This is a genomic window from Banduia mediterranea (assembly GCF_031846245.1).
GTDB classification, from domain to species: domain Bacteria; phylum Pseudomonadota; class Gammaproteobacteria; order Nevskiales; family Nevskiaceae; genus Banduia; species Banduia mediterranea.
The window spans coordinates 103,504-125,359 of record NZ_JAVRIC010000005.1; the positions used below are offsets into that span (position 1 = coordinate 103,504).

Below are 21,856 nucleotides of genomic sequence, written 5' to 3' on the forward strand. Positions count from 1 at the left end.
CGATGACGGCCAATCCAGAACTCGCACGCTTTCGACTCAGCGACCAGTACCAGACGCTCAAGGCCAGTCTGCATCGGCACATCATCGCGCTGATCGAAGAGCGCAACCTGGACATCGATGCCTGGCCGGCGGAACGCGTCGAGCGCTTCGTGTTCGACAATGTGCGGCGCTATGTGGTCGAGCAGCGGCTGCCGGTCAACCAGCGCGAATCCGAGGCCCTGGCCGTGGACGCACTGGACGAACTGGTCGGCTATGGCCCGATCCAGTCGCTGGTCGAGGATGACGAGGTCAACGATATCGTCGTCAATGGCCCGAACAATGTGTTCGTGGAGCGCGCCGGCCGTCTCTACAGTGTGCCGGTGCGCTTCAACAACGACAACCACGTGCTGCGCGTGATCCAGCGCATCCTGGCGCCGATCGGGCGCCGCATCGACGAGTCCACGCCGATGGTCGATGCGCGTCTGCCGGACGGCTCGCGCGTCAACGCGATCATCCCGCCGGTTGCGCTCGACGGTCCCTGCCTGTCGATCCGCAAGTTCCGCAAGCAGCCGCTGTCGTCGGCCGACCTGATCCGCAGCGGCAGCATCAGCGAGGCGGCCCTGACCTATCTGCGCGAACGGGTCGAAGGACGGATCAACACCATCGTGCTCGGCGGCACGGGCTCGGGCAAGACCACATTTCTCAACATGCTGTCGCAGTGGATTCCGAACTCCGAACGCATCATCACCGTCGAGGATGCAGCGGAACTGCGTCTCACCCATGGTCACACCGTGCGCCTGGAAACACGCCCGCCCAACCTCGAAGGCCAGCGTGCCGTGACGGCGCGCGATCTGGTACGCAACGCCCTGCGCATGCGCCCGGATCGCATCATCGTTGGTGAGGTTCGTGGTGATGAGGTGCTCGACATGTTGCAGGCCATGAATACCGGGCACGACGGCTCCATGACCACGATTCACGCCAATGGTCCAGCGGATGCGATTCACCGCATCGAGTTGCTCGCAGGTTTCGCCGGCTTCAGCGGCAGCGAGGCGAACTTGCGCGGTCAGATCGCGAGCGCCGTGCAGATGCTGGTGCACGTCAGCCGGCTTGCCGGCGGCGAACGCCGGGTGATGGCGATTACCGAAATCGCGGGTCTCGATCGCGGCGAGATCCGCATGCGCCCGGTGTTTCGCTACGACGCAGAGCAAGGGCGGCATCTCGATCTGCGTGACCCAGCCGCAGCAGGGGGCCCGTCATGAGCCAGGAAATGATCTGGATATTTGCGCTCGCCGCGTTTGCGCTGGTGGTCTCGGCGTTCATTCTGTTGGCACGCGCGGGTCGCCGGGAAAAGCAGGAAGAAGTGCTGCTGCGTCTGCGCGCGGGCGAGGACGCCGGTTTGCCCTCGCCGATCGAAGACGGCGACGAGGGCTGGTTGCGGCCGGTCTACCATCTGGTGTGGCGCACCGGTTCGGACGCCACGCCGCGTTCGATCACGATCGGTCTGGCTGTGCTCGTGGTCTTGCTGATCCTGCTGCCGCTGGCGCTGGGCGTGCTCGTGGGGCTTGCGGCACTGGCGATCCTGCTGGTCTTGGGCTACGGCTTGTTGCAACGCCAGGGTGCGAAGCGGCGAGCCAGGATCCTGGAGCAGTTGCCCGACTTCCTGGAATCGGCGATGCGTGTGCTGGTGGCCGGCAACACCCTGGAAGAGGCGCTGTTCGCTGCGGCCAACGACAGCCACGACCCGATCCGGACGCTGTTCCTGAGAATTTCGCGCCAGGTGCGCCTGGGTGCGCCGATCGACGAGGTCCTGGGCCGGTACGCCGACCTCTATCGGATGCGCGACCTCAAGGTCATGGCGATCGCTGCCTCGATCAACCGCCGCTATGGCGGCAGCATGCGCAACGTGGTTCGCAGCCTCATCACCGCCATACGCAATCGTGAACTGGCGTCGCGCGAACTGCGCGCGCTGACGGCCGAAACCCGCTTTTCGGCACTGGTGCTCGCGATTGTCCCTATTGGATTGACGCTTTACATCCTGGCGCGCAACCCGGCGTATTACCTCGATATGTGGCTGACCACCGGCGGCAAGATCACGCTGATGGCAGCCGTCGGTCTGCAGGTGGCCGGTGTCTATGTCTTGTGGCGAATGCTGCGTGGTGTGGAGGACGCCGACCGATGAGTCCCGAACTGTTCGCACTGCTGGTGGCCGCAGCCATTCTGCTTGGCGTGATCGCGATTGCGGTGCTGATCGTGGTGTTCTCGCAAACGCGACAGAGCCAGCGCATCAACCGCCGACTGGATCCCGAACACCAGCGCAGGGCTGCCGAAGCCGACGCGCAGGACGAGGATCCACGCCTGCTCGGCAGCATCGCCAGCGGCGGCCGTCGCGTCGAGAATTTCGTCGACACCAAGCAGGAGACGCCCAAGTTGCTGGCGCAGGCCGGCTGGCGCTCGGTCGATGCGCGCAACAATTTCTATATCGCGCAGGCCTTGACACCGGTACTGGCGGCGATCCTGTTGACTGCCGGCTACCTGCTGTTCGGCGAACGCATGCGCCCTGTGCTGTGGCTGCTGTTCGGTTTCGCGCTGCTGGCGCTTTCGATCCTGCTGCCGCGCATGATGCTGCGTTCCTCGGCCAGCGCGCGGCGCGAGAAGATTCGCGCCGAGGTGCCGTTGTTCATCCACCTTCTGGTGCTGTTGTTCGAGGCGGGCCTGTCGACACGCCAGGCGCTTGGCAGCCTGGTTCGCGAGGGCCGCGGCGTGCTGCCGGAACTGGGCCGCGAGTGCGGCATCGCGATACGCCAGATCGAAGCCGGCGCCGATACCGGCGATGTCTTCAAGAATCTCAGCGACACCCTGGAAGTTTCCGATCTGGCCAGCGTGCTGGGCGTGCTGCGCCAGGTCGACCGCTACGGCGGTGAGGTTCGCGAGCCGCTGCTCGACGTGCTCAAGCTGCTCGAAGAACGTCGCTCCCTGGACTTGCGCGAACGTGTGAATCTCACCTCTGGCCGCATGACCGTGGTGATGATCCTGTTCTTCTTTCCGGCCCTGCTGATTTTTGTCGGCGGCCCCGCGTTCGTGTCCATCGTACGTGCCTTGGGGAATGTGGCCGGATGATGAGGCGCTGGCCCGGTCTGCTGCTGTCCATCGCGCTGTTCGGCTGTGCCGCGCCGCAGCGGATGTCCGGCACCGACACGTCGGTGAGGATCGATCAGCCCTCGACCGAGGATGAGGTCGCCGGCGTGCATACGGATCTGGTGCGAACGATGCTCGCGCGCAAGCAGTACTACGCGGCACTCGCGCACATCGAGGACCTGCGCAACCGCAACGGTGACAGTGACGAGCTGAGCATGCTCGAGGCCGAGGGTCTGCGTGAACTGGGGCGCAATGCCGAAGCGACGGTCATCTATCGGCGCTTGCTGCGCAGCCGTTATTCGGCCGAGGCCAATCACGGATTGGGTTTGATCTACGTGCGCGGCAACCCAAGCGCGGGCATCGACTATCTGGGCACCGCGGTGCGTCAGCGGCCCACCGATATCGAGATGCGCAACGACTACGGTTATGCCCTGATGCAGGCGGGCCGCTACGAGGCGGCGCTGACCGAACTGGCAACGGCGATGGAACTGGCGCCGGGCAACAGTCGGGCGCGCAACAACTTGCTGATCCTGCTGATGCTGAGCGGCGATGAGGCGGGCGTGCAACGGGTGGCCGCGTCGGGCGGACTGGACAACGCGGCCTTGGCGGTATTGCGCCGCCAGGCCGCGTCTCTGCGGTCGCGGACCGTCGCGGCCGGATCGCAATGAGTCGTCGAAAACGAATTTACGGGAGTGAGTCATGCGCTATCTGATTTCGATTGTTCTTTTCTGCGTGTCGACCCTGACGGTGGCGGAGACGCCTGCCATCGGTGTTGAAACCAAGGCCTGGCTTGATTTGCAGACCAGCAACGATGCTGCGATCGGGGCACCCGAACCGCTTGCGGGCGAGGTTGCGAGCCGCGTCTATCAGCGCTATCTGGACAGTTTCGAGTACCCGATTCCCGAAACCTTCGACCGGGAGCGTTTTGTCGAGGACGGCGGCGGCAGCAACTGATCGCCGGGGATGTTGCTCGCGTCGCCGGAATCGGTGGGACGCGTTTGATGTCTGCGAATTGTCTCGGCACAGAGGTCCGGTGCCGGGTTAGACTCGGTTCATGTGGAAATGGGGGGAGTGGCTAAGGCGTCCTGAAATCGCAGCGCTGGGCTTGGGATTGGCCTGGCTGCTGGGCGCGTTGCTGATCGCCATCTCGATTTCCAGCCTCCGGCAGAGCGAGGCGCTGCAGGAACAGCTCGACCGCGAGCACGCGCTCAAGACTGCGCAGGCGGCCGTGGCCACGGTACTGGTCAGCGGCGGCGGCGTCGCCGAGCTTCAGGGCACGGTCACCCAGCTTCTGGGCGATGACGGCCTCGGGTTCAAGTCCGTATCGGTTCGCGCGCTCGGTGGAATCGAGCTGGCACGCGCCGGTGCCTACGACGAGCTGGCCCTGCCGCTGCTGTCCTCGCCGGTCAACGGCCGTTTCCGCGAATCCCTGTACGAAATGGCCGGGGATCGGGTCGAAGTGCCGGTCATGAGCGAGGGCCGTACCCTGGCCACGCTGGACCTGGTACTGGTCGAGCCGACGCGGCGCGTGGTGCACGACGAGGCGGTTGCCCGTCTGCGCTGGTTCGGCCTGATCGGTCTCGGCCTGAGTGCGCCACTGTTGCTGCTCCTGTTTCTGCTGTTGCGACGTGGCGCCATCATGGAACCACGCTGGGCGCATCGTCTGCGCACCGCCGTACGTGACAGTCCGCCGGCTTCCGACGATACGGTGCAGCAGCTGCCGGGCGAGATCGATTCGCTGTCTCAGCTGGCCTACGCCATGATCTCCGTGACCCGCGATGCGCGGGTACGCGACATGAACCCGCTGGCGGCCCAGATGACGGGCTGGGGGCAGGCCGATGCGGTCGGCCGCCTGATCTACTCGGTGTTCCATCCCCTGGGGCCGGACGATGAACCCCTGGTCACGCCGGTGGAACGGGCGCTGCGTGACAAGGCGCCGGCGCCGCCCGAGGAATGCCGGCTGCGTGCGCGAGACGGCGTGGTTCGCCATATCGAAACCATGGCCACGTTGACGCGCGACGAGGGTGGTGGCGTCGACGGCGCGGTACTGATGTTCCGCGACATCGGCGCGCGCCAGAAGGCGCTCGAGGACATTCGCCGCCAGTCGCGTCTGACGCACGGCATCATCGACCATCTGGTCGAGGGCGTGCTCACCGCCGATGCCGCTGGCGTGATCCGCTTCGCCAATCTCAGGGCGATGCGCATGTTCGGTTACACCCGTGACGAACTCGCCGGCGCGACCATGACCAAGTTGATGCCGGTGCCGTTTCTGAATACGCCGGGTATCAAGCTGGGCGACTACCAGTCGTCGGCGCAGCGCAGCAAGCTGCCGCGCGTGGTCGGCTGGCGCAAGGACGCCACGACGTTTCCGGTCGAACTGCTGGTGGAGCCGATGGTGCTGCCGGGCGAGGGTAGCCGTGAGGATGGTCACGTCATCATCGTTCGCGACATCACCGACCGCCTCAAGAGCGACAACCTCAGTCTGCGTCTCGGCCGCCTGCTCGACAGTGCGGCCGAGGAGGTCTACGTTTTCGACGCGCAGTCGCTCTATCTGCTGGACGTGAACAAGAGCGCGCGGCGCAATCTCGGTTTCCGCATCGAGCAGCTGTCGCGGATGACGCCATTGCAACTCGCGCCCGACATGGATCCGGAAGCCTTCTACGGGCATCTCAGCCGGTTGCGCGGGCTCCAGGACGAACACGTGGTGTATCGCACCGCGCATCAGCGCATCGATGGCAGCAGCTATCCGGTCGAAGTCCGTCTGAGCTATTCGCGGGACGAGGAACCGCCGGTCTACATGGCTTTGGTGTCCGACATCACCGAGCGCCAGGCGGCCGAGGAACGCCTGCAGCACCTGGCGCACAACGACGTGCTGACCGGGCTGCCGAACCGGTCGGTGTTGCATGATCGACTCGAACAGGCGGTGTTGCTGACGCAGCGCTCACGCCGGCTGCTCGGCGTGATGTTCATCGACCTCGACCGCTTCAAGGCGATCAACGACAACTACGGCCACGAGGCCGGCGACCATGTGTTGCAGATGGTCGCCGATCGTCTGCGCAGCAGCGTGCGCAGTTCCGATACGGTCGCCAGGTTGGCGGGCGACGAGTTCGTGGTGCTGATGCCCGGCCTCAACGATGTGGGCAACGCCGAAGTGCTGGCGCAGAAGATGGTCGAAGCCTTCCGTCGCCCGATGAGCGTCGACGGCTATACGCTGGTGATCACCGTCAGCATCGGCATGACGGTCTATCCGGCCGATGATGCGGATGCCGAAACGCTGCTCAGACATGCGGACCAGGCGATGTTCGAGGCCAAGAAGGCGGGCCGTGCCGGCTACAAGATGTTTGCCGCCGACACCAGTGCGGAAACCGCGCGGCGCATCGTTCTGGAACGCGACCTCAATCACGCCGCGACCCTGGATCAGTTGCGTTTGCGCTACCAGCCGATTTACGCGGCGGCCCGCGACGAACTCGTGGCGATGCGGCTGTCCACCATCTGGCAGCACGGCGAATACGGAGAGATTGGCGAGGCCGAGACACTGCAGCTGGCGGCGCATATCGGCGAGATCGAGCGGCAACTGCTGTGGCAGCTGCAGCGGCACGGTCAGTTCTATTCGGCCTGCCGCGGCAATCGGCCGGTCGAGGTTCCGGTGATCATCGACATGCTCGACTGGCAGTTGCACGACGCCGGACTGTGCAGCCACATGCTGGACGTGATGCAGCGCTATGCAGTGCCGCCGATGTCTCTGATCGTCGGCTGCAGCGAGGTTGCCCTGGCCGATAACGCCGTCATGCCACAGCCCGGCTTCTCGCTGTTGCGTGGCGCTGGCGTCCGGTTCTGTGTCAACGAGGTCGGCAATGGCGCGAACGCGCTCAACACCCTGGGCAATCTGCCGGCCGATTTCGTGAGCCTCGCACCGGCTTGCATTGCCGGGCTGCCGGCCAACGAGAATGCGAGCGCGACGGCCAAGGCGGTGATGGCGATGGCGAAGCGTCACAACAAGCGGGTGATCGCCTCGGGGCTGACCCACCCCGCGCAACGCGACATGCTGGCTGCGCTCGGCGGCGCCTGGGTGGCCGGCCCGGTGCTGGGCGAACCGATTGCCGTCGACGACACCGAGCAGTTTCTGGCGCAGTTCAGCGTCGTCGGCGGCAGCCGTCAGTCGTCCAAATGAATCGCCAGCACGTCGCAGCTGGCGCGGTGCAGCACGCCATCGTCGGTATAACTGAACAGCGCTGACAGGCCGTGGCGCGGATGATGACCGACCACGATCAGGTCGGCCTGCGTTTCTTGCTGGGCGCGCAGGATTTCCGGGGTGATCGAGCCGATCACCACGCGCAGGAAGCTGCGATCGAGATCGTTGCGGTCGCACCATTCGCCGATACGCGTCTCGGCGAACCCGGCTCGCTCGCTGCACAGGTCGATCGGCGTTGCCAGCAGTGCGTCGCCGGCCGGATCGATCGGAAGATACTCCACCACGTGTATCAGGCTCAGTGAGGCACCGAAGCCGCGTGCCAGATCGCGCGCCTTGACCAGCATCTTCTCGCCTTCGTCATGCGTTTCGATGGCGGCCAGCAGATGTTTGTAGATCATGTCTTCCTCCGCGCGGTGTCGGGTGCACCGCAAGCTCGCTTATTGTGCCCCAGGCTCGGGCTTCTGCGCCGGTCCAGTGTCTGCCACGAGCTGGCAGCTCAGCGCGCCGAATTCGGCGGCCGAAAGGCGTTCCGCCCGCAAGCCGGGATCGATGTTCGCGGCCCGAATCTGCTCGCTGTCCAGCAGCCCCTTGAGTGCATTGGACAGCGTCTTGCGCCGTTGCCCGAAAGCGGCCGTGACGATACGGTCGTAGGCACCGAAATCCGGGATCGGAAACGGGGCGGGGCGCGGCCGCAGCCGCACGATGGCCGAATACACCTTGGGCGCCGGATGGAAGGCGCCGGGGCTGACACGGAACAGCGAGACGCACTCGGCGCGCGCCGCAAGACTGACCGTGAGCCGCCCATAGTCGCCTCCGCCGGGCTTGGCCACCATGCGGTCGACGACTTCCTTTTGCAGCATGAAGTGCATGTCGCGGATGTGGTCGGCGAACTGCAGCAGGTGAAACAGCAGCGGTGTGGAAATGTTGTACGGCAGGTTGCCGACCACGCGCAGCGGCTGTCCCGGCGCCAGAGACGGAAAATCGACCTTGAGCGCGTCACACTGATGCACCACCAGACCGGGATGATTCCCGCAGTAGGCCTGCAGGAACGGAATCAGGTCGCGATCGAGTTCGATGACCTGTAGCTTTTCGCCGGCCGCCAGCAGCGGCCTGGTCAGCGCGCCGCGGCCCGGGCCGATTTCGATCAGCGCCTGCCCCGGCTTGGGCGATATCGCATGAATGATGCGCGCGATGATGTTCTGGTCATGCAGAAAGTTCTGGCCGAAACGCTTTTTCGCGAGCGGCGGCCGCGTGTCGGGTTCAATCACGGCGGCCCCCCTGCCTCCGGCTCAGGCGAATCGCAAGCGCGATCGCGGCCTCGAAACTGCCGCTGTCGGCGTGGCCGCTGCCGGCGAGATCCAGCGCGGTTCCGTGGTCTACCGAGGTTCTCAGGATCGGCAGGCCCAGGCTCAGGTTGACGGCACGACCGAAGCCGGCGTACTTGAGCACGGTCAGGCCCTGATCGTGATACATCGCCAGTACGGCGTCGGCATCATGCAGCATATGCGGCGTGAACAGGGTGTCGGCGGGAAATGGTCCCTGGAGATCCAGGCCTTCGAGCCGCAGTTGCTCAAGCGCCGGGACGATCGTATCGATTTCCTCGCGGCCGAGGTGTCCGGACTCGCCGGCATGCGGATTGAGGCCGCTGACCAGGACGCGCGGCGCGCGAATGCCGAACTTGCGCTTCAGGTCCCGGTCGAGAATGCGCGCGACCGCCGACAGTCGTTGCCGTGTGATCGCGTCCGGCACCTCGCGCAGCGGCAGATGCGTGGTCGCCAGGGCGACGCGCAGCTCATGGCCGTCGGCCAGTGGTGCGATCAGCATCATCACCGGTAGCGGCGAGCCGCAGAGTTCCGCCAGAAATTCCGTGTGTCCGGTGAAGCGGATGCCGGCATCGTTGATGATGCCCTTGTGCACCGGTGCGGTGACGATGGCGTCGCCGCGCCCGTCGAGACAGGCGCGGCCTGCCTGGCGCAGCGTGTCGAGCACGTAGGTGGCATTGGCGGGGTCGAGCTGCCCGGCCCGGACCGGGGCGTTCAGACTGAGCGGCCAGACGCACAAGGTTCCCGGGCGATGCGGCGCTGCGTCATCCGGCGTATCCACGACGTGGATGCGCAGTGTCTGGCCGGTTTGTTCGGCGCGTGCCGCGATCAGCGCCGGATCGGCGATCGCCACCAGCCGCGCCGGCCATTCCTGCTGCGCGACCGAAACCGCCAGATCCGGTCCTATGCCGGCGGGCTCGCCCGGCGTGAGCAGCAGGCGCGGAACGAGGCCGGCAGTCATTGTCCGAGTGGCGTCAGCCGCCGGGCGCGGTGGCGCTCACCGAACCATCGGCCAGTCGGTATTCGACGTAGGCTTCGTCGCGCAGGCGGCGCAGCCAGACATCGTATTCCTCGGCCATGCGCCGGTTGACGATGGCCTGGCGTGCACGCGCACGCTGGGACTCCTCGGTTACATCGCGACTGCGGCGATCCAGAACCTTGGCGACATGCCAGCCGAACTGGGTACGGAACGGCTGCGAAATCTCGCCCGGCTGGAGTTGATCGATGCGGATCTGGAATTCCGGTGCGAACACGCCCGGAGGCTGCCAGCCCAGCTCGCCGCCCGAGTTCTTGGACCCCGGATCGTCCGAGTACTGGCGCGCGAGGTCGGCCAGGTCTTCGCCGCCCTGCAGGCGGTCGTGGATTTCACGCGCCTGCAGCCGGGTCGTTTCCTCGTCGCGGATCGCGTTCGGCGTCAGCAGGATGTGCGCGGCCTTGGTCTCGGTGATGATGCGGCGCGGCTCGCCGCCACGCAGGCCGTTGAGCATCAGGATGTGGAAGCCCGAGGTGGCTTCCAGCACCGGACTGATCTCGCCTTCCGACAGTTTCCGGACGTTCTCGCTGAACAGCGTCGGCAGATCGCCGAGACGGCGCCAGTCGAGGTCGCCGCCCTGCAGCGCCTGCTGGCCGTCGGACTGTGCAATCGCGACCTGGGCGAAGTCTTCACCGTCGATGATGCGTTGGCGCAGCGCTTCTGCCTTGGCGCGGGCGGCGTCGCGTTCCTCGGCCGAGGCGCCATCCGGCACGGCGACGAGGATATGGCTCAGGCGGACCTCCTTGTCATCTTCCTTCTGGTTGGCCAGTTCGAAGGCGATGTCCTGCTCGGAGACGTTGATCCGGCTTTCGACCTCGCGGGCACGCAGGCGCTGGATCAGCACTTCGTCGCGAACCTGTTCGCGCACGGCGAGGTAGTCGCCGCCCTGTTCGCGGATCGACTGGGCGAACTCGGCCAGCGCCATCCCGTTCTGCTTGGCGATGTTGGTCAGCACTTCATTGAGTTCGCGGTCATCGACGCGAATTCCGATTTCGCGGGCGCGCTGGGTCTGGATGCGCGTCACGATCAGCCGTTCCAGAACCTGTTGGCGCAGGATGTCGATCGGCGGTGCGGCCAGGTCGCGACTCTTGATCTGTTCCTGGGCCGTATTCATGGCGATGTCGAGTTCGCTTTGCAGGACCACGCCGTCATTGACGACCGCGACGATGCGGTCCAGCGGCTGGGCGGCGGGCGCCAGGGCCGGGATCAGCACAAGCGCGAGGCACAGCAGGAGTTTTTTTGGTTTCATGGATTCGTGCGGTGTTTTCAGGATGCCGCTGATATCGATGGTGAATTCAGCCCGCAAGCCTAGCATGGGCTCCGAGCCCGTTAGCGCTGAAGGCTGCGGCCTCATTCGCGGTATTCGTTCTGTGAATCGAGCAGATCCTGGAAGCCGGAGCCGATCGCGCCCAGGCCCTTGAGTTCGAGTTGCAGGTAGACGCCGCTGTCGTAGTCGCCACGCGTGCTGCTGATGTATCGCCGCCACGTCGCGCGGGCGGTCCAGCAGCAGGTCTCGTATTCAAAACCGGCCAGCGATTCGATGGTGCTGTTGTCGGCGAGTGAATAACGCCAGCGTCCGATTACATCCCAGCGCCCACCGACCGGAAAGGCGGCGAGTACGTCGGACTGTTCGAGGATGTCACGGCGATAGCGGTAGGCCGCCTCGAAGCGCCGTCCGTCGCGGCGGTACTTGAGTCCGGTGGCAAACCGGTTGAACTCGCTATCGCTCGGCGACCATTGCACCGTCGCGCTGGTCGACAGGTACTTCGAATACTTCACTTCCGCGGCCGCCAGCACATCGGTCGCGCCTTCGTCCGGCGGTTCGCTGTCGGGAAGCGATACCTGCGAAGGGTCGAAGCGCAGGATCTGGCCGAAGGTGGCCGAGATGCGTGCCAGTCCGCTGTCCGGATCGAGCAGCCGCGTGGTGACGGCACCGGTGATCTGGTTGGCGTCGCTGATGCGGTCGGTGCCCGAGAAGCGGTTGCGCGCGAACAGCTGCACGATGTCGAAATCCGGTTCACCGCTGTCGAACACCGGGAAGTCGTCCTGTTCGCGGTACGGGGCGTACAGGTACATCGCGCGCGGCTCCAGCGTCTGCAGCATGCCGCTGTCTGTGACACGATCGAAGCGCAGCCCCGATTCCGCCGAAAGGACCGGCAGGCTGCGTTGCAGATCGTTGTCCGTGCCGCCCGAGGTATTGCTCAGCTTGTATTCTGTGTGATGCAAATCCAGTTGTCCGGTGGCGTACCAGGCCGATTTGTCGACCACGGTGCGCAGGTAGGGCACGAGTGCAACGCGTTGCCCTTCGACGACGTCATCGCCATCAAAGTTCACGTATTCGCCAGAAAAACCGGCGCGGGTCGCCCACAGGCGACGTTGCGTGAGTGTGTCGAAGGTGATCTGGGGCAGTCGCCGGTACGGCTGCTCAGTGTTGATGACGGTCGGATCGAGAGTCTGGAAGTCCTGCACCGTCATCTTCACGGTGTAGGCGGCCGGCGCCTGGTAGGTCAGGTGCGCGCGTCGCTCCAGATGTGTCAGAGCCGACAGATTGATGCGTCCGCCGAGATCCTCGAAGTATTCCAGGTCGCTGACTTCGGCGTAGTTCGCCTCCAGCGCCAGGCGGTCGCTGAGCAGACCGCCATGCTCGTACTCCAGAAAGCTGCGGTCGCGTTGGGCGACGTCGTCGTCCGGCAGATGTTCGCCGTAGACTTCGCCGCGGCCGTAGTTGCCCGGCAGCAGATAGCGCAATTCGCCGCCGAGCTGAACGCCACGTTTGGACATGTAACGCGGAATCAGCTGGGCATCGTAGTTGGGTGCCAGATTCAGATAGAACGGCCAGCGCAGGTCCAGGCCGGTCTTGCTGGATTCGCCGAGCGTTGGAAACAGAAAACCGCTGCGGCGCCGATCGTCGATCGGGAACTGGAAATACGGCAGGTAGAGGATCGGCACACCGGCAAAGTGCAGGCGTGCGTTGCGGGCGCTGCCGAGGCCTTCGTCGCGATCCAGATGGACGCGACTGGCCTTGAGAACCCAATCCTCGTGACCGGGCGCGCAGCTTGTGTACTCCACGGCGTCGAGCCGGGCCCGGGTCTCGCCGAGCAACTCCAGGCGCTCCGCGTTGCCGCGGGCGGCGCTGTCGATCAGGGTGAACTCGGTGTCCATGAACACACCGGTCTCGCGGCCCAGATAGAGATCTGCGGTCCGGCTGCGAACCACCATCTCCTTGCTCTGAAACAGGCTTTCGGCATCGACGCGCACGCGCTCGTCGGCTTTCTCGTAGGACAGCGATTCCGCCGACAGCCGCTGGTCGCCCTGGGTCACTACCACCGAACCCTCGAATTCGCTGAGGCCGCTGCGTAGCAGCGACGCCTTGTCCGCTGTCAGCGTGACCTCCGGAGAACCGCCGTTCGATTCGAGCGGTGGCATCGTAAGCTGCGGACACGAGGCGTCCTCGGCGAGTGCAGGCGCGCAGAGCAAGCTGCCCGACAATGCCAACAGGGCCGGAAGTTTGCAGTGGTGAAGGCGCAATGCGCGTCTCGTACTCGGAATTCTTGAGGACGCGAAGTATGTGGACCGCGCCGCCGCGGCGCAATTGTTCGGCGCACTGTGCCCCGATATGCTGCGGCGCAGATGAGTACCTCTCCGCTACAGATCGGCGCCAAAGGGTCCGACGACCTGCGCGCGCGGCAGGCCCGGCACTGGGCACAGACCGCGCTCGGACATCCGTTCGAGCGTTTCGCTCCGGCTTCGGCCGATGCCAGTTTCCGGCGTTACTTCCGCGGTGAGGCTCGTGAGCGCTCATGGATCGTCATGGATGCCCCGCCGCAGCATGAGGACTGCGAACCGTTCGTGCGCATCGCCGGCCTGCTCGACGCCGCCGGTCTCAATGTACCGGCGGTGCTGGCGCAGGATCTGGACCACGGGTTCCTGCTGCTGAGCGATCTCGGCACGCGGACCTTGCTTGATGTGCTCGACGAGGAGAATGCCGATGCCTTGATGGGCGCGGCCATCGATGCGCTGATCCGCTGGCAGCGCGCGTCACGGCCCGACGTGTTGCCGGAGTACGACGACGTCCTGCTGCGTCGCGAACTGGCGCTGTTCCCGGACTGGTATCTGCAACGGCATCTCGGCCTGACCCTGAGCGGCTTGCAACACGAGGCCTGGAACGGCGTTGTGGAAAGCCTGATCGCCGCCGCGCTGGCGCAGCCGCGCGTCTTCGTGCACCGCGACTACATGCCGCGCAACCTGATGCTGTCCGAGCCGATGCCGGGCGTGCTCGACTTTCAGGACGCGGTCCATGGACCGATCGCCTACGACGTGATTTCACTGTTCAAGGACGCTTTCCATTCCTGGCCGGCGACGCGTGTCGATGCCTGGATTGCGCGCTACTGGCGCGACGCGAAGCTCGCCGGACTGCCGCTGGGCGACGAGGCCGCATTCCGCCGCGACTGCGACTGGATCGGCGTGCAGCGACATCTCAAGATTCTCGGTATCTTCGCGCGCCTGAGCCTGCGCGACGGCAAACCGAAGTACCTGGCGGACACGCCGCGCTTCGTGCGCTACGTGGTGGACGTGGCGGCGCGCTATCCGGAGTTCGCGGCGCTGAGCGAACTGTTCGAACGCCAGATACTTCCTCGGCCGGCCTGATGCGCGCGATGCTGCTGGCGGCCGGGCGCGGCGAACGCTTCAGGCCCGTGACCGACCACTGCCCCAAGCCGCTGGTCGAGGTCGCCGGCCAGACGCTGATCGAACGACATCTGGGGCGCTTGTCGGCGGCCGGCGTACGCGAAGTGGTGATCAATCTCGGCTGGCTCGGCGGACAGTTGCGGCAGGCCCTGGGTGATGGGGCGCGTTACGGGCTCGCGATCGAGTACAGCGAAGAAGGCTGGCCCGCACTGGAGACCGGCGGCGGGCTGCGCCGCGCATTGCCGCTGCTCGGCGAGGCACCGTTCCTGGTCGTCAACAGCGACGTCTGGACGGACTATCCGATCGAACAGCTGGTGGTGCGGGCGGCGACATTGCCCGACGAGCGACTTCTGCATCTGGTGCTGGTCCCCAATCCGGAACATCACCCGCAGGGCGATTTCAATCTGGAATCCGAAACCCTGGGCGACGCCGGTGAACGTCTCACGGCCGCCGGCCTGTGGCTGGCCCGCCCGCGGCTGCTGGACGGTAGCGACGAAACCGGACCGTTCTCGGTCGTCCCGTACTGGCGCCGTGCCATCGCGGCCGGACGCGCCAGCGGCGAGCGCTATGATGGTCTCTGGGCCGATGTCGGCACCCCGCAGCGGCGCGAGGTTTTGGAGCGGTCCCTGCGGGGGGATTGAAAGCTTTGTCTCGCGCAAAGACGCGAAGCCGCAAAGTCAAAAAGCGTAGTCAATGCTTTTCTTGGCACCTTTGCGTCTCTGCGCGAGATTGAGTTTCTCGCCCATGGGTTCAGACCGCCCGCGCGTGCAGCACGTCCTCGGCCTGCTGGTCGGCGTGGTAGCTGGAGCGCACCATCGGGCCACTGGCCACATGTGAAAAGCCCATCTGCTCGCCGACCACGCGCAGGCGTTCGAATTCGTCCGGGTGAACGAAACGCATGACCGGGTGGTGGTGCCTGGACGGTTGCAGGTACTGGCCGATCGTGAGCATGTCCACGTCGTGGGCACGCAGGTCGCGCATCACGTCTTCGATTTCCTCGATGGTTTCGCCGAGCCCGACCATCAGGCCGGACTTGGTCGGCACCTTCGGGTGCATCTGCTTGAACCGCTTCAGCAGGTCCAGCGACCACTGATAGTCGGAGCCCGGCCGAGCCTGCTTGTAGAGGCGCGGCACGGTTTCCAGGTTGTGGTTGAACACATCCGGCGGGTTGTCCTTGAAGATCGTCAGCGCCGGGTCCATGCGGCCGCGGAAGTCGGGCACCAGCACTTCGATCTGGATGTCCGGCGACAGGCGGCGGGTTTCGCGGATGCAGGCCACGAAATGGCCGGCGCCGCCGTCGAGCAGATCGTCGCGATCGACGCTGGTGATCACCACGTAGCGCAGGCGCAGATCGGCAATGGTGACGGCCAGATTCAGCGGCTCGTCGGCATCCAGGGCATTCGGGCGGCCATGGGCCACGTCGCAGAAAGGGCAGCGCCGCGTACAGATGTCGCCCATGATCATGAAGGTCGCCGTGCCCTTGCCGAAACATTCGCCAAGATTCGGGCAGGAGGCTTCCTCGCAGACGGTGTGCAGCTTGTGCTCGCGCAGGCTCGCCTTGATGCGCGCCACTTCCGGCGAAGTGCCGAGCTTGGCGCGTATCCATTCGGGTTTGCGCGGCGCCTGCTGGGTGACTTCGATCTTGATCGGAATCCGCGCCATCTTTTCCGCGGCGCGCAGCTTCACGCCCTGCGGAATCGGGGCGGGGCGGGGCGGGGTGTGGTCGGGAGCGCTCAAAGGAAGCTCTGGGCTGAGTGGATCGGCATTGTAACGCCGATCATCGCGCCGGTCCGGCGCCCGCCGAGGCGTCTCGATCAGGCCAGGGCACTCAGGCGTGCCGCGACCGGCGTGGCCTCGATCGTGGAATCGGCTTCGACCACGGCCTGGATCTGTGCCTGCGAGAGGCTGGCCAGCGTCTTGCGGTCATGCTTGCCGATGCTGATCGGGCTGCAATAGGCGATTTCCACGCGCAGCACCGGCTCGCGCAACAGCCGCAGAATGTGCCAGAACAGGGCATCGTTGCCGACATACGGCGCGACCGCAGTGCCGTTCGCGCCCTTCCCGTAGCGCAAGGCGACCGGCTGTATCGACTTTCCGGTTTCGGTGGCCAGCCCGAACAGACGCGCATGAAAGCGTCCGACCTCGCGGCCATCGGTGGTGGTGCCTTCCGGAAAGAACAGCAGGCGTCCGCCATCGTTCAGATACGGCTCGATGCGCGATTGCAGCGCTGCGGTGACGTTGCCGCCGCGACGGATGTAGAACGAACCCGCGGCCGTGGTCAGCCAGCCGACGATCGGCCAGTCGCGAATGTCGGACTTGGCGACGAAGCGCGTCTGTTGCTGCGCGGCGATGACCGGAATGTCGAGCCAGCTGATGTGATTGGCGACCAGGATCGGCGCCTGTTCCGAGGGCGTGCCACGCACGTCCACCTCGATATTGAACACGTCCAGCAGTACCGACAGCCACCAGCGCGACAGCCGGTCACGCGGGACACGGTTGCGCAGCAGCAGCACCGCCAGCGCCAGCAGCAGCCCGATTGTCAGGTGCAGCACCAGGCGCAGCGCCCGTACGGTGCTGAGCAGAGGATTGTGGGGCATCCTGGAACCTGGGTTCGATGGATCGATCAGTCGAGCCCGGACGCGACCACCGGGGGCAGGCTGGCGCGGTCGAGGAAGTGGCGGGCATAGCGCGGATTCAGATCGGAGACGTTGAGCAGCATGAACACGTCCGCGCAGTTGAATTCGGTATCCCAGTAAGCGTCGCCGCAGGTCTTGGCGCCGAGGTTGACGTAGGCCTTGAGCAGCGGCGGCATCCGCACCGGGCCGGTCGGTCGGGCGTCGGCCGTCGGCAGGTTCACGTAGGGCCGCACACGTTGATAGGCCGGCGCCGAGTACTTCTGCCGGATCGTGTCGAGAATCGCGTGCGCGCGTGCGCCGCCGTCGTCGAGCCCGATCGAGGCGCAGCCGAACAGGTAGTCGTAGCCTTCGCGCGTGATGAATCCGGCGATGCCCTGCCACAGCGTGCCGATCACGGCTCCGCTGCGGTATTCGGCATCGACGCAGGTGCGTCCGATTTCCATGACGCGGCCGGGCAGGGCATCGACCATCTGCAGATCGAATTCCCCGGAAGAATAGAAGCCGCCGGCGGCGGCTGCGCACTCGTCGGTGAGAATCCGGGTGCAGGCGATGACGCGGCCGCTTTCGACCTCGCGCACCATCAGATGCCGACAGTGGGCGTCGTATTCGTCGGTGTCGATGTGCTCGTCGCCGCCGTCGATCTGCGCGCCCATTTCACCGGCGAAGATGCGGTAGCGCAGTTTCAGGGTTTCGAGAATCTCCGCACGCGTGTTCGCGAAACTCACTTCGAAGCGAGGCGGCGCGGTGAGTCCATTGTTGCGGTCCGTCTGCGGCTGCATGGCATGACCCGTTCATGAAGACGGCGCCACTGTATGAACCGGCTGTTGAACTCAGGTGACCGGACTATGAACCTTCGATGACGCCCCGGCGCCATTCCGAACGGATCGCCGGGTCGCTCCAGATGCGTTGATGCAATGAGGACAGCAGGTCCGGCGCGCCCAGCAGGAAGTTGCGTTCCGTGTCCGACAGGCTGGTCGGCAGGAGTTTGAGGTCCTGCTCCAGGCGTTCCCGCCGCTGCGCTTCCACGGGCATCGGAATCTGGGTACGGGGACGCCCCGATGCGCAGGCGATGGCATTGGCCACCGGTTCGGCGACCGCGCGCAGAAAGCCGGCCTCGTAGGGATCGGGCTCTTTCAGGAACGTCGCCAGCGCGCGCAGTTCCTCGGGCGGGGCGGTTTCCTCGGGAATCAGGAACAGCTTGCGCTGGCGACACCAGCGACCGAGCGTGACGCGGCTGGAAAGCACCGACATCGGAATCGCGATGATCAGGCTGCCGGCGATCGGCGCCAGCCACCACAGGAACGTCGGGTTCAGCCAGTAGACGAACGCGGCCCACGCCAGACCCAGTACGGTGCCGCTGCCGTGGCGCCGCAGCGCCTCGCTCCAGGGTGTTGCGGCGTCGTCGCGCGGCGGCGACTTCCACTTGGTGCCGAAGCCGAGCAGCGCACCGCTCACGTAGCGGGCATGGAACAGCATGCGGATCGGTGCCAGGATGGCCGAGAACAGCATTTCGAACAGCAGGCTGTCGATCAGCTTGAAAGCGCCGCCGAACGGTTTGCTGCGACCGCGCAGGATCAGCAGCAGCGCGGCGAGGATTTTCGGCAGGAACAGCAGCGTCATGGTCGCGCCGAACAATTGCAGCGCCCATTCCGGATGCCACTCGGGCCAGGTCGGGAACAGCTGGTAGGGCTGCGAGAAGTATTCGGGTTCGACCAGTTCGTGGCGCGCCAGCGAGGCGGTCGACAGCACCAGGAAGATGAACCACAGCGGCGCCGAGAGATAGGCCATGACGCCGGTCATGAACACCGCACGGTGCGCCGGGTGCAGACCCTGCGCCAGAAACAGGCGGAAGTTCTGCAGATTGCCCTGACACCAGCGCTGGTCGCGCTGCAGCTCGTCGAGCAGCGCCGGTGGCATTTCCTCGTGACTGCCCGGCAGATCGTAGGCGATCCACACGCCCCAGCCGGCACGCCGCATCAGTGCGGCTTCGACGAAGTCGTGGCTCATGATTTCGCCGGCCAGCGGACCGCTGCCGGGCAGTTTGCTGAGCGCGCAGTGACGGATGAACGGCGCCACACGGATCATCGCGTTGTGGCCCCAGTAGTGCGATTCGCCGAGCTGCCAGAAATGCAGCCCGGCGGTGAACAGTGGCCCGTAGCAGCGTGTCGCGAACTGCTGGATTCGCGCGTACAGCGTATCGCGGCCCGAGGCCATCGGTGCGGTCTGGATGATGCCGGCCGTGGGATTGGCCTCCATCAACTGCGCCAGGCGGTACAGACAGTCGCCGGACATCACGCTGTCGGCGTCGAGGATCACCATGTACTTGTAGCCGCTGCCCCAGCGCCGGCACCAGTCGGCGACGTTGCCGCTCTTGCGCTTGATGCGGTGCTGGCGACGCCGGTAGAAGATGTGGCCGAAACCGTCCACCTCCTCGCACAGCTTCATCCAGGCTTCGACCTCGGCGACGCGGACGTCGGCTTCGGAGCTGTCGCTGAGTATGTAGAAATCGAAGCGCGGCAGCTGGCCGGTGCGGCGCGTCGATTCGAAGGTGGCGCGCAGTCCGGCGAAGACGCGATGCACGTCCTCGTTGCAGATCGGCATCAGGATCGCGGTGCGCACGTTGTCGGCGACCGCGGCATCGGGTTCCGCCGTCGCCGAAATCGCGTACTTGTCACGACCCGAAAGCAGTGCCCAGAAGCCCATCAGCGCGGTCCAGAAGCCAGCGGACACCCAGGCGAACAGGATCGCGTACAGGATCAGGATCGTCAGTTCCAGCGCGTCCTGACCGTGGTACGGCAGCACCGCCGTCATGAAATAGGTGCCGTAGATCGTCTGCCCAATCACCAGGCACAGCAATAGCAGGCGACGGATGGTGCCGGTCACGGCCCAGGCCGGCAGCTTGGTTTCGGGTTTGGGTGCGTCGGTTTCGCCGACGGCGAGGCGCCGGCGTTTGCCGAGCAAGCGGCTGCGCAAGCTGCGGCCGAAGCGCACAAACAGATTGCGGGACAGCGCTTCCGGTCGCATCGAGGCGCGGCTCAGCGGCGGGGTGGTGATCAGGCGGAAACGCCCCTGCAGGTCGCGCACCAGCGGAGCGCGTGGATGCTCGTTGCGAATGCGCAGCGCGATCGAGCTTTCCGGGTTTTCGCTGCCGGCGAGACGGCGATGGGCTTCCTCGAAGGCGGCCGCCTGACCCTGTTGCCCGGCGAGCTCGCGTAGCGATCGGCGCTGTGACTCATCCAGCGGCAGGCGGCCAAGGTAGGCATCGAACGCCGCGCGGCTGGCGGCGGACGCGCTCGGTCGGGATGCCGACTGGGGCTCGATCGACTCGGCTCCGGGAGGGGTGCTCATTGGGCGGGCAGCAGATAGCTCCAGGTTTCGGAGAGCGGTTTGTCGCCATCACGCAGCGCCGCGCGCATCTCCACCGGTTTGCCGGAATCCTTGACGCGGTAGCGCAGGTTCAGCCGCCAACCGCCCGTCGCCGGGTTGGGCTGCAACTGTTTCTCCATGAGTTCTCCGTTGTCATTGATCCAGACCGGCGCATCGATTTTGGCAGCTTGAGCCAGATTTGCCAGCGGCCCGCCCACGAAATCCACGACCATGCGCAGCGAGTCGTCCGGTTCGCGGCGGAAGCCGTGGCCGCGCCGCGTCTGCACCACGCGCGCCAGCTCGGGACCGCTCAGCTCGTCGTGCTCGAACGACATCCGGTAGGCGTATTGGAAGGCTTCACCGGGTTTGGGCTGGGTCGCCGGCACCCAGAAGGCGACCACGTTATCGTTGGTCTCGTCCTTGGTTGGAATCATGATCAGCTCGACGCGACCCTTGCCCCAGTCGCCCTTGGGCGTGATCCAGGCGCTGGGCCGCAGGTCGTAGCGGGTTTCCAGATCCTGGTAATTGGTGAAGTCGCGATCACGCTGCATCAGACCGAAACCTCTGAGGGTTTCTGTGCCGAACGAGGTGCTGACGAGGCGCTTGGGATTCGTGAGCGGGCGCCATACCCATTCGCCGGTGCCGTCGTCGACCAGCAGGCCGTCGGAATCGTGAACCTCGGGGCGGAAGTCCTCGAACGGCGAGGTCTGGTTCTCGCCGTAGTAGTACATGCTCGTCAACGGCGCGAGCCCGAGCTTGCCGACCTGGTCACGCATGAACAGGGTGACTTCGACGTCGACCTTGGTATTGACGCCGGGTTGCAGCACGAAGCGATAGGCGCCGGCGGCGCGCGGCGAATCGAGCAGCGCGTAGATTTCCAGAGAGCTGGAGGTCGGTGCCGGCCACACCACCCAGAACTCGGTGAAGGCCGGAAATTCCTCGCCCGAAATCAGCCCGGTGTCGATCGCCAGCCCGCGGCCCGACAGCCCGTAGCGCTGATGCTTGCCGAGCGCGCGAAAGTAGCTCGCGCCGCGAAACACCATGACCTCGTCCTTGAAGTCCGGTCTGTTGATCGGATAGTGCACGCGGAAGCCGGAATAGCCGACATCGCCGAAGCTGCCGGGATCGAACTTGTTCTTGCCGAAGTCGAACGAGTCTGGATTGTAGGACAGACGGCGCACGCCATCGGCGCTGATCACATTGACCGTGACCGACTGCTGGTACTGGCGGCCCGGATGGAAGAACTGCAGTTCGAACGGGAGCTTGGCGCCGCGCCACAGTGCCTTTTCGGGCTTGAAGCGGATGTCGCGGTAGGCGTCATAGTCGATTTCGCGCAAGGGGCCGGGCAGATTGTTCTGCGGCGCCACGTAGGGCTGGGTGGACAGCTTCCGGGCGCGCGCCACCACATCCTCGAAACCGAAGGCCGATGCGATGCCGGGCAGGCACAGCGCCATCGCGAGGAGCGCTCGAAGAAAATTCGTTGAACTCATATCCTCAAAATCCGTTC

General features: G+C 65.4%; 18 protein-coding genes. 8 read left to right on the plus strand and 10 right to left on the minus strand.

Going from position 1 to position 21,856, the window contains the following annotated elements; all coding sequences use genetic code 11:
- The first annotated feature begins 2 nt into the window (after positions 1 to 2).
- The 6 genes from RM530_RS05225 (at position 3) to RM530_RS05250 (ending at position 7,285) form a co-directional block, all read left to right on the plus strand.
- Positions 3 to 1,238 carry a TadA family conjugal transfer-associated ATPase gene (locus RM530_RS05225; RefSeq protein ID WP_311364157.1) on the plus strand — a complete coding sequence of 412 codons (1,236 nt, stop codon included), beginning with the start codon at positions 3 to 5 and terminating at the stop codon, positions 1,236 to 1,238.
- Complete coding sequence (locus tag RM530_RS05230) at positions 1,235 to 2,158, plus strand: type II secretion system F family protein (protein ID WP_311364158.1); 924 nt, start codon at positions 1,235 to 1,237, stop codon at positions 2,156 to 2,158. Before RM530_RS05225 ends, RM530_RS05230 begins: the two co-directional genes overlap by 4 nt.
- On the plus strand, positions 2,155 to 3,096 hold the full coding sequence (locus tag RM530_RS05235; RefSeq protein WP_311364159.1) for a type II secretion system F family protein: 942 nt from the start codon (positions 2,155 to 2,157) through the stop codon (positions 3,094 to 3,096). The genes RM530_RS05230 and RM530_RS05235 overlap by 4 nt, the downstream gene beginning before the upstream one ends.
- On the plus strand, positions 3,096 to 3,782 hold the full coding sequence (locus tag RM530_RS05240) for a tetratricopeptide repeat protein (protein WP_311364160.1): 687 nt from the start codon (positions 3,096 to 3,098) through the stop codon (positions 3,780 to 3,782). Before RM530_RS05235 ends, RM530_RS05240 begins: the two co-directional genes overlap by 1 nt.
- A 31-nt stretch (positions 3,783 to 3,813) precedes the next feature.
- Positions 3,814 to 4,068 (plus strand): DUF3613 domain-containing protein, encoded by a 255-nt coding sequence (locus tag RM530_RS05245; protein WP_311364161.1) that lies wholly within the window; start codon positions 3,814 to 3,816, stop codon positions 4,066 to 4,068.
- A 151-nt stretch (positions 4,069 to 4,219) separates the two neighbouring features.
- The gene (locus RM530_RS05250; protein ID WP_311364162.1) at positions 4,220 to 7,285 is read left to right on the plus strand and encodes a sensor domain-containing protein; all 3,066 of its coding nucleotides are present in this window, start codon (positions 4,220 to 4,222) and stop codon (positions 7,283 to 7,285) included.
- Here the strand turns inward: RM530_RS05250 and RM530_RS05255 are convergent.
- The 5 genes from RM530_RS05255 to RM530_RS05275 all read right to left on the minus strand — a co-directional run bounded on the left by RM530_RS05255 (position 7,270) and on the right by RM530_RS05275 (position 13,087).
- Positions 7,270 to 7,704 carry a universal stress protein gene (locus RM530_RS05255; RefSeq protein ID WP_311364163.1) on the minus strand — a complete coding sequence of 145 codons (435 nt, stop codon included), beginning with the start codon at positions 7,702 to 7,704 and terminating at the stop codon, positions 7,270 to 7,272. The two genes, RM530_RS05250 and RM530_RS05255, sit on opposite strands and share 16 nt — an antisense overlap.
- A 39-nt stretch (positions 7,705 to 7,743) precedes the next feature.
- Positions 7,744 to 8,574, minus strand: a complete 831-nt coding sequence (gene rsmA / locus RM530_RS05260; RefSeq protein ID WP_311364164.1) for a 16S rRNA (adenine(1518)-N(6)/adenine(1519)-N(6))-dimethyltransferase RsmA — start codon at positions 8,572 to 8,574, stop codon at positions 7,744 to 7,746.
- Entirely contained in the window at positions 8,567 to 9,589 is a 1,023-nt protein-coding gene (gene pdxA / locus RM530_RS05265) for a 4-hydroxythreonine-4-phosphate dehydrogenase PdxA (protein ID WP_311364165.1), read from the minus strand. Before pdxA ends, rsmA begins: the two co-directional genes overlap by 8 nt.
- A gap of 13 nt (positions 9,590 to 9,602) precedes the next feature.
- Complete coding sequence (locus RM530_RS05270; protein ID WP_311364166.1) at positions 9,603 to 10,910, minus strand: peptidylprolyl isomerase; 1,308 nt, start codon at positions 10,908 to 10,910, stop codon at positions 9,603 to 9,605.
- Between the two features lie 101 nt (positions 10,911 to 11,011).
- Positions 11,012 to 13,087: an LPS-assembly protein LptD gene (locus tag RM530_RS05275; RefSeq protein WP_311364167.1), complete on the minus strand. Its 2,076-nt coding sequence runs from the start codon at positions 13,085 to 13,087 to the stop codon at positions 11,012 to 11,014.
- A gap of 204 nt (positions 13,088 to 13,291) precedes the next feature.
- On the opposite strand from RM530_RS05275, the gene RM530_RS05280 reads away from it, so the two are divergent.
- A complete protein-coding gene (locus RM530_RS05280) occupies positions 13,292 to 14,308 on the plus strand; it encodes an aminoglycoside phosphotransferase family protein (protein WP_311364168.1) in 1,017 nt (338 codons plus the stop codon).
- Entirely contained in the window at positions 14,308 to 14,988 is a 681-nt protein-coding gene (murU, locus tag RM530_RS05285) for an N-acetylmuramate alpha-1-phosphate uridylyltransferase MurU (protein ID WP_311364169.1), read from the plus strand. Before RM530_RS05280 ends, murU begins: the two co-directional genes overlap by 1 nt.
- Before the next feature lie 109 nt (positions 14,989 to 15,097).
- On the opposite strand, the gene lipA is transcribed toward murU, so the two are convergent.
- The 5 genes from lipA to RM530_RS05310 form a co-directional block, all read right to left on the minus strand.
- A complete protein-coding gene (gene lipA, locus RM530_RS05290) occupies positions 15,098 to 16,009 on the minus strand; it encodes a lipoyl synthase (protein ID WP_311364234.1) in 912 nt (303 codons plus the stop codon).
- Positions 16,010 to 16,161: 152 nt separating this feature from the next.
- On the minus strand, positions 16,162 to 16,944 hold the full coding sequence (locus tag RM530_RS05295) for a lysophospholipid acyltransferase family protein (protein WP_311364170.1): 783 nt from the start codon (positions 16,942 to 16,944) through the stop codon (positions 16,162 to 16,164).
- Between the two features lie 26 nt (positions 16,945 to 16,970).
- A complete protein-coding gene (locus RM530_RS05300) occupies positions 16,971 to 17,762 on the minus strand; it encodes a GNAT family N-acetyltransferase (RefSeq protein ID WP_311364171.1) in 792 nt (263 codons plus the stop codon).
- Between the two features lie 64 nt (positions 17,763 to 17,826).
- Entirely contained in the window at positions 17,827 to 20,331 is a 2,505-nt protein-coding gene (gene mdoH / locus RM530_RS05305) for a glucans biosynthesis glucosyltransferase MdoH (RefSeq protein ID WP_311364172.1), read from the minus strand.
- A complete protein-coding gene (locus RM530_RS05310; RefSeq protein WP_311364173.1) occupies positions 20,328 to 21,839 on the minus strand; it encodes a glucan biosynthesis protein G in 1,512 nt (503 codons plus the stop codon). Before RM530_RS05310 ends, mdoH begins: the two co-directional genes overlap by 4 nt.
- Between the last annotated feature and the right edge of the window lie 17 nt (positions 21,840 to 21,856).

Excerpts from the sequence above, each read along its gene's own strand:
- RM530_RS05225 (WP_311364157.1), top strand. The coding sequence starts at position 3 with ATGACGGCCAATCCAGAACTCGCACGCTTTCGACTCAGCGACCAGTAC.
- RM530_RS05230 (WP_311364158.1), top strand. The coding sequence starts at position 1,235 with ATGAGCCAGGAAATGATCTGGATATTTGCGCTCGCCGCGTTTGCGCTG.
- RM530_RS05235 (WP_311364159.1), top strand. The coding sequence starts at position 2,155 with ATGAGTCCCGAACTGTTCGCACTGCTGGTGGCCGCAGCCATTCTGCTT.
- RM530_RS05240 (WP_311364160.1), top strand. The coding sequence starts at position 3,096 with ATGAGGCGCTGGCCCGGTCTGCTGCTGTCCATCGCGCTGTTCGGCTGT.
- RM530_RS05245 (WP_311364161.1), top strand. The coding sequence starts at position 3,814 with ATGCGCTATCTGATTTCGATTGTTCTTTTCTGCGTGTCGACCCTGACG.
- RM530_RS05255 (WP_311364163.1), bottom strand. The coding sequence starts at position 7,704 with ATGATCTACAAACATCTGCTGGCCGCCATCGAAACGCATGACGAAGGC.
- pdxA (WP_311364165.1), bottom strand. The coding sequence starts at position 9,589 with ATGACTGCCGGCCTCGTTCCGCGCCTGCTGCTCACGCCGGGCGAGCCC.
- RM530_RS05270 (WP_311364166.1), bottom strand. The coding sequence starts at position 10,910 with ATGAAACCAAAAAAACTCCTGCTGTGCCTCGCGCTTGTGCTGATCCCG.
- RM530_RS05275 (WP_311364167.1), bottom strand. The coding sequence starts at position 13,087 with ATGCCACCGCTCGAATCGAACGGCGGTTCTCCGGAGGTCACGCTGACA.
- RM530_RS05280 (WP_311364168.1), top strand. The coding sequence starts at position 13,292 with ATGAGTACCTCTCCGCTACAGATCGGCGCCAAAGGGTCCGACGACCTG.
- murU (WP_311364169.1), top strand. The coding sequence starts at position 14,308 with ATGCGCGCGATGCTGCTGGCGGCCGGGCGCGGCGAACGCTTCAGGCCC.
- lipA (WP_311364234.1), bottom strand. The coding sequence starts at position 16,009 with ATGGCGCGGATTCCGATCAAGATCGAAGTCACCCAGCAGGCGCCGCGC.
- RM530_RS05295 (WP_311364170.1), bottom strand. The coding sequence starts at position 16,944 with ATGCCCCACAATCCTCTGCTCAGCACCGTACGGGCGCTGCGCCTGGTG.
- RM530_RS05300 (WP_311364171.1), bottom strand. The coding sequence starts at position 17,762 with ATGCAGCCGCAGACGGACCGCAACAATGGACTCACCGCGCCGCCTCGC.
- mdoH (WP_311364172.1), bottom strand. The coding sequence starts at position 20,331 with ATGAGCACCCCTCCCGGAGCCGAGTCGATCGAGCCCCAGTCGGCATCC.
- RM530_RS05310 (WP_311364173.1), bottom strand. The coding sequence starts at position 21,839 with ATGAGTTCAACGAATTTTCTTCGAGCGCTCCTCGCGATGGCGCTGTGC.